This window comes from Streptomyces muensis, assembly GCF_021474425.1.
GTDB classification, from domain to species: Bacteria; Actinomycetota; Actinomycetes; order Streptomycetales; family Streptomycetaceae; genus Streptomyces; species Streptomyces muensis.
Map to the genome: position 1 here is coordinate 1 of NZ_JAKEIP010000360.1, position 6612 is coordinate 6612.

A 6612-nucleotide genomic window follows, 5' to 3' on the forward strand; every position below is an offset into this window, starting at 1 on the left:
CGCCGACCCCGACGACCTCGACGACCTGGTCGCCGACACCGTCCTCGACGGCGCCCGCTACGGCGCCTGCACCCTGCGCGCCGTGTCCCTGCGCGGCGACTCCGCCCGCTACCGGGGCGAACCGCGCCGCGACTCCCTCCTCACCGCCCGCTTCGGCACCGGCGACCACGCCCTGGTCCTGGTGGCGATGGCCACCGGCGCCCGGGCCACCCCCGGCGCCCACCGCGCCGCCGCCGAGGCCTGCCACTGGATCGGCCGGGCCGTCGGCCGCAGCCACCCCAAGCTCGCCGAGGACATCAGGGCCGCCCGGCGCGGCGACCTGAAGTCGGGCCTGCACCGCCTCACCGACCGCAGCCTCGGCAAACTCCGCGCCAGCGCCGCCGAACAGGGCATCGAACCCGAGGAGTACGCGGCGACCCTGCGCTGCCTCCTGCTGCCCGCCGACCCCGAGTGCCGTACCCGCGTCTTCTTCGGCGTCGGCACCGGCGGACTCTTCCGGCTGCGCGACGGCGAATGGCAGGACATCGAGCCCCGCGTCACCGACGTCACCGGCGAACCGGTCGTCGGCTTCGGCTCCCTCCCCGCCGAGACGCCCGAGGGCGACCGCCTCACCATGGACCTCGGCATCACCACACCCCCGAGCCCCTACGACACCGCCCCCGAGCCGCCCCGCGAACCCTTCCGCTTCCGCGCCTCCGTGGCCCGCCCCGGCGACGCCCTCCTGATGTGCACCGGCGGACTCGCCGACCCCCTGCGCGGCGAACCCGCACTCGCCGCCCACCTGACCGACCGCTGGTCCGCGGCCGAGCCGCCCGGGCTCGCCGAGTTCCTCGCCGACACCCAGGTCCGGGTCAAGGGATACGCGGACGACCGCACGGCCGCCGCGGTGTGGGAGGCCTGACCGGCCCTCAGCTGTAGGGCCCCCACCGGCGCGCCGAGGTGTCGTACGAGTAGCGCGGCAGCCCCTCGATGCCCGTCGTGCGGAACGGACGGCCGTGGTCGTCGATGCGGACCGTGCCCGTGCGGCCCTGCGAGGACCAGTCGAGTTCGAGGTACCAGCTGCAGTCGCAGGCCTGTGTCCGCGCGTCGATCAGCAGCACCTCGGGGTCCTCGGCGGACACCCGGTACGGCAGCCGCATCGCCGGGATCGTGACACCCGAGTCATTGCCGTCGGCCGGGCGGGCGATGGGCCGGTCCTTGTCCAGGTCGACGTCGAAGTAGCGGGGCGTCAGCGCTCCACCGCAGCCGTTGTCCATGGCGTACGAGCCGCCCCCGCCGGGCGCCGAGCGGCCGACGACGCGCACCCGCAGCGCCTCCAGGACGACGGCCGTCGACGTCCGGCCCTGCACGGAGACCTCCACCAGGGTCTGCCGCCCGTGCACGGCGTTCTGCGAGCTCGCCCAGGTCTCGGCGTCCTGCGGGGCGGGCGGCGGGGGTACCTGCCCCGGCGGCTTGGCGACGACGTAGTCGTGGCCGCAACCCGCCTGCCACACATGGGAGTCCGCGCTCCAGGTCAGGGGCGTTCCGCTCCCCGGCCGCTGCTGCGGACCGGCTCCCTCGGAAGGGCTGTCGGGGGAACCCGTGGGCTTCGCCGGGGGCTTCTTCGAGGTCGGTGCGGAGCCCGAGGGGGACGGGGCGGTGGCGGAGGGCTTCGGCGAGGCGGTCGAGGTCGGGCGATCGGCGCCCGCCGTGGGCGTACGGCTCGGATCGGCGCCCCGGACGGAGTCGCTCGCCCGGGGACGGTCGTCGTCCGGCAGGGCGGAGAGGCTGCCGAGGGTGGCGAGCAGCGCCGTCGCCACGGCCGCGGAGACCAGCAGGCGCCGACGCCGGTACCAGGGGCGGTGCGGCGGCGCGGGCGGCGCAGGCTCCGCGCGCACCTGGGCGGGGGAGGGCGCGCCGTCCGCGTCGGCCGTCGCCGTGGGAGCCACCGTACGCGACCGCTGACGTGCCGCCACCGCCAGGATCCACAACCGGTGCAGCTCCAGCCGCTCCTGCGGCGTCGCCCCGCACAGGACGGCGAACCGTTCCACGGGGGCGAAGTCGAGGGGGACCGCGTCGCCGGCGCAGTAGCGGTGCAGCGTGGAGGTGTTCATGTTCAGGCGGCGGGCCAGCTGACCGTAGCTGCGGTCGGTGCGGTCCTTCAGCCGCCTGAGCGACGCCGCGAACTCCTGGACGTCGTCGTCCTGTGCTTCAGACACCGTTCCCCCGGGTCCTCACCGTCCCGGGACGGCATCCCAGGCACTCCATATACCTGCACGTCAGACGGCCTGGGATGGTTCCACCGTCGCGGATCGGGCGCCGGAGCTTGCGGCCGTGCGCCGTGACGGCTGATGCTCCTGGTGTCGCACCGACCAGGGCCGGACGGACCATCCGCCACCGGTGCCGACCACTTTCACACGTTCACGCACTCATCGCACTCATCTCGTTCACGGGGGACAGCCATGCCCAAGCGCACTCGAACCGGAGCGCTCGCCGCACTCGCCGTCGCGACGCTCGCCGCCGGCGCCGCACTCGACGCCGCGCCGGCCGGCGCCGCGACGAAGGCGCCCGCGCCGAAGTTCCTCTCGGCGTCCCAACTTCCGCCGCACCCCTCCTCCGACTGGACCGCCGGCAAGGTCACCGACGGCGTCCCGGAGGAGATGCGGTACTGCTTCGGCGACGCGCTGCTCGCCTACGACTCCCGCTACCGCACCTTCCGTACCGACCTGGAGACCAACGCCCAGCAGCTCAATGTCGTCGTCGGGAACAGCGCCAAGGCCAAGGCGCTCGCCACCCGCCTGAACAAGGAGATCCGGTCCTGCGCCGCACGCAGCGACGCCGACCCCGAGATCGAGGCCGACCACCGGAGCTACGGCACCCTGCCGGTCGAGGAGGGCGCCCGTGTCCACGGCATCGCGAGCCGCGCCTCGTGGGGCGCCTTGGACATCAGCCTCATCTCCGTCGGCCGGGACGGCGGCACCGTCACCGTCGTGCAGTGGGGGCAGATGGGCGGCTTCACGGACGCTCCGGTGAAGGCCTTCAAGAAGACGACCACCACGGCGGTCGACAAGCTCTACTGACCACCACACCAGCGGGGCCGCCCTCCCGGACGGGGGTCGGGCGGGCGGCCCCGCACTCACAAGCGAATTCCGGCCAGTTTCGCCGACCGCGGGCCCGGCACGGGGCGTTCACATCGACGACGCCTCGCCGCCGGGCCCTCGACTGCCCCATGCCCGCGTCACATACGGCCGGATCGGCAGCGAAAAGTCAGCCGCCGGGCCGATCCCGTCCGGTCTCCACGCCCCGGCGCGAGTCGGCGCACAGCCCTTCGGGACTGCCCAGGTCGGCCGCCCGCGCCACCGGCAGATGAACCGCCCCGCCTCCTCACCCCGGACGCCCGCCTCCGGCCCGCGGGCCGGGCCGTGGCCGGTGGCCGACTCGCTCCGGTCCTCGCCTGCGGCGGCCTGCGGGCGGCCGGTGGGTGACGTTCCGGGTTTCATGCACCCGGCGTGCGCCGGGCCAACCTTGGCCGAACACCTGGTCGTTGACGATTCGACATGACTGGCGCCGGTCCCGATGGGAAATGGTTCCCGTGAACGTGTTCGAGCAGGAGGGGAACCGACATCGGCACGCGGGCGGGGGTCATGAAAAGGCAGGCACGAGGGGGCGGTCCCATAGCGTACGGGGCCTTCTCGGTGGAGACGATGGAGGACCGGGCCGCGATCGAGGGGGAGCCGGCGCAGCCACCTCAGCTCAGGCGCAGACTCGGGCGGGCGGATCTACGGGCCGTACCGGAGGCCCGCAGAGCCCTGCGGGACCTGTTGCGGCACTGGGGCAGGCCCGGCCGGTCGGACATAGCCGAACTGCTCACCAGCGAACTCGTCACCAACGCGATCGTCCACACCGACCGTGATGCGGTCCTGACGGCGACCGTCGGCCCTGGCGGACTCAGGGTGGAGGTACGGGACTTCGTGGCCCGCCGGCCCAGAATGCGCGTACCGGACGCCGATGACGGTACGAACGGCAGGGGCCTGGTCCTGGTCGAGTCCCTCGCGGACGCCTGGGGCGTCCAGCCGCACGGCGTGGGCAAGGCGGTGTGGTTCGAACTCGACGCGGATGCCGCGTGAGAAACGGGACGGGGCGCGACCCCGCTCTCGGGTCGCGCCCCGTCCCGTCGACGAGCGGTGTGCTTGTGCTCAGCCGAACTGCTGCTCAAGATCCTTGAGCTTGCGCTCGAGGGAGTCGAGTCGCGGCAGCGCCATTGTGTCGTCCTCCGCGGTGAGGTCGACGGCGACCGGGTCAGAACCGGTGCGAACGGGCTGAAGTGAGGGACGCGACCGTACGGGCAGTTGCTCCGGCGTGGATATGGCAGGCTCCGCGGTGACCTGGGTCGAGGCACGTTCCAGGGCCTGCGTCTCGACCTGCCGTCCGTTGCCCCGGCCGATGAAGCCGCGGTGGCCCCGGCTGATGGCCTTCAGCTGGGCACGCTCCATGCGCTGCTGGTCGCGCCGGCGCAGTCGGCTCTCGTCCTTCTGCCGCTTGTCCTCGCGGACCTCGTCGACCGCCTCGTCCAGGCTGCGCACGCCCTCCAGGAGCATCAGCGACCAGGCCTTGTAGGTCTCGCGGGGGGCCCGCAGCCAGCGGACGATCCGGATCTGCGGCAGCGGCCTGGGCACCAGACCCTGTTCGCGCAGGGCGGCCCGGCGGGTCTGCTTCAGCGCCCGGTCGAACAGCACGGCCGCGGAGAGGGACATGCCGGCGAAGAAGTGCGGGGCGCCGTCGTGGCCGATGCCCCTGGGGGCGTGCACCCAGTTGAACCAGGCGGCCGCGAACGCGAAGGTCCACACGAGTATCCGGGAGCCGAGGGCCGCGTCACCGTGGCTGGCCTCCCGCACCGCGAGCACGGAGCAGAACATCGCCGCGCCGTCGAGGCCGAACGGCACCAGGTACTGCCAGCCGTTGGTCAGGCCGAGGTTCTGCTCACCGAAGCCGACCAGGCCGTGGAAGGAGAGCGCGGCGGCCACCGCCGCACAGCAGAACAGCAGGACATAGGAGACGGTGCCGTAGATGGCTTCCTTGCGCCTGCGGCGCTCCTCGCTGCGCTCCCACGAGTCGTCCGCGCCGGCGTCCTTCCCCGCGGTCTTCCCGCGCCGCAGCACCGCTATCGCCGCCAGCAGGCCCAGGAGCAGTACGGCGCCCGGAAGCAGCCAGTTCAGCGATATGTCGGTCAATCTCATCTGGGGTCCCTTGCATTGGGATAGGGCGTAACGCCCGCCATAGTGGCCCAATCCCACTGGCCCTCAGGGGGTTTCGGGGCAAGAGGCCGCCAAGGAAGTGCAAGGGAATGCCCAGGGCGGCGTTCTGCTCGAACTGCCGCTTGAGGGGCGGGAGTTGAGTTCGAACAACACTACCCGTGCGGGTGGTTCCACGGAAAGTTCCTGCGCGAAGTGAGGAATTTGTGAAACGCCTGTAACCGTAACGGGTGTCCTGCTCGCGGGTGATCTTACGACACGTCGGCTTACGTCTGTGCCGGAGGGGGCGTCTGAGGGTGCCTCAACTGGCGGTGGCCAGAAGCCTGGTGACCCGATCGGCGTCGCAGGTGCGCGGGCAGGTGGCGCAGGTGTCCTCGGGGCGCAGTGTGTAGAACATGCAGCAGCTCGCCCGGTCCCGGGTGGGCAGCGACTCGCCGTTCGGGCCGGTGAGCTCGCGGAACGCGGCCGAGCCGACGTACGGCTTCGTGGCGCCCGGCAGCAGCAGCTCCAGCTCGCGTCGCGCCCGGTCCTGCTCTTCGTCGCCGAACAGGTGGGCGACGTACCACAGGCCCTCGACGATCTCGTCCGTCGCCATGCCCCACAGGGCTCGTCCGCGTCGCCGCATGCGGGGTCCGAAGGCGGCGAGGACGGGTTCGAGGTGCTCGGCGATCACCGTCCGCACCTCGGCCCGCAGCGCCTCCTCGTCGGGGACGACCCTCGCGCCGGGCAGGGCGGCGGCCGGGTCGCCCGGGAGGCAGGCGAACGTGGTGGGGCGGGCCGCGAGGCGGCCCATGGAGAGGCCGGGGGCCGTGCGGTCGTACGAGACATGCGTCACGGGGAGGCGGGGGACGCGGCGGAGCAGGAACCAGGGGACGGTGATCAGCAGGCAGACGGGCCAGGCGTAGCGGTGCAGGCCGAAACTGGCGACGACGTCCGGGCGTGCGGGCTGTCCGTAGTCGCGCCGTATCTGTGCGTCGTCCCAGGCCAGGAAGGTGTCGAGGCCCGTTGTGCCTTCGGCCAGCGCGGTGGCGGCGATCCAGCCGTCGTGCCGGGGGAGCCGCGTGTCCGGGGTGAGCTGGGTGATGCCCAGCGCCGGGAAGACCTCGGTGAGACGGGTGTAGGCGTCCGTGAGGGCCGAGGGGGGCACAGGCATACGGGACCGCCGATCCGCGAGGCTTTGAAGGTAAGGCTTACCTTATCGAAGATCGCTGCGATTTGAACTGTCGCGTTCTGCGCCTAAGGTGCTTGACGGGCGAGTAACAAGACGCCGTAATGACCCCAAGTACCGACACGTCCGGAGGAGGACCCGTGAAGCAGGGCGCGCAGGGCTCCGCGGCGACGGGGATTCCGCAGGTGTCGGAGGACGGCGGGGGTGTGGGCG

6 protein-coding genes are annotated in these 6612 nt (G+C 72.5%); 3 read left to right on the plus strand and 3 right to left on the minus strand.

All coding sequences use genetic code 11. The annotated features are described in order from the left end of the window. The coding region (locus L0P92_RS40705) for a PP2C family serine/threonine-protein phosphatase (RefSeq protein ID WP_234768174.1) at window positions 1-901 on the plus strand (901 nt) is incomplete at its 5' end. Between the two features lie 7 nt (window positions 902-908). Here L0P92_RS40705 and L0P92_RS40710 read toward each other — a convergent pair. Continuing rightward, window positions 909-2198: a helix-turn-helix domain-containing protein gene (locus tag L0P92_RS40710; RefSeq protein WP_234768175.1), complete on the minus strand. Its 1290-nt coding sequence runs from the start codon at window positions 2196-2198 to the stop codon at window positions 909-911. A 243-nt stretch (window positions 2199-2441) separates the two neighbouring features. Here L0P92_RS40710 and L0P92_RS40715 point away from each other — a divergent pair, with 243 nt between their 5' ends. Both L0P92_RS40715 and L0P92_RS40720 read left to right on the plus strand, forming a co-directional pair. Beyond that, window positions 2442-3059, plus strand: a complete 618-nt coding sequence (locus L0P92_RS40715) for a hypothetical protein (RefSeq protein ID WP_234768176.1) — start codon at window positions 2442-2444, stop codon at window positions 3057-3059. Window positions 3060-3683: 624 nt separating this feature from the next. After that, the gene (locus L0P92_RS40720) at window positions 3684-4106 is read left to right on the plus strand and encodes an ATP-binding protein (protein WP_234768179.1); all 423 of its coding nucleotides are present in this window, start codon (window positions 3684-3686) and stop codon (window positions 4104-4106) included. A 69-nt stretch (window positions 4107-4175) separates the two neighbouring features. Here the strand turns inward: L0P92_RS40720 and L0P92_RS40725 are convergent, their stop codons facing one another. Both L0P92_RS40725 and L0P92_RS40730 read right to left on the minus strand, forming a co-directional pair. After that, entirely contained in the window at window positions 4176-5216 is a 1041-nt protein-coding gene (locus L0P92_RS40725; RefSeq protein ID WP_234768177.1) for a DUF2637 domain-containing protein, read from the minus strand. A 316-nt stretch (window positions 5217-5532) separates the two neighbouring features. Continuing rightward, entirely contained in the window at window positions 5533-6384 is an 852-nt protein-coding gene (locus tag L0P92_RS40730) for a (2Fe-2S)-binding protein (protein WP_234768178.1), read from the minus strand. Between the last annotated feature and the right edge of the window lie 228 nt (window positions 6385-6612).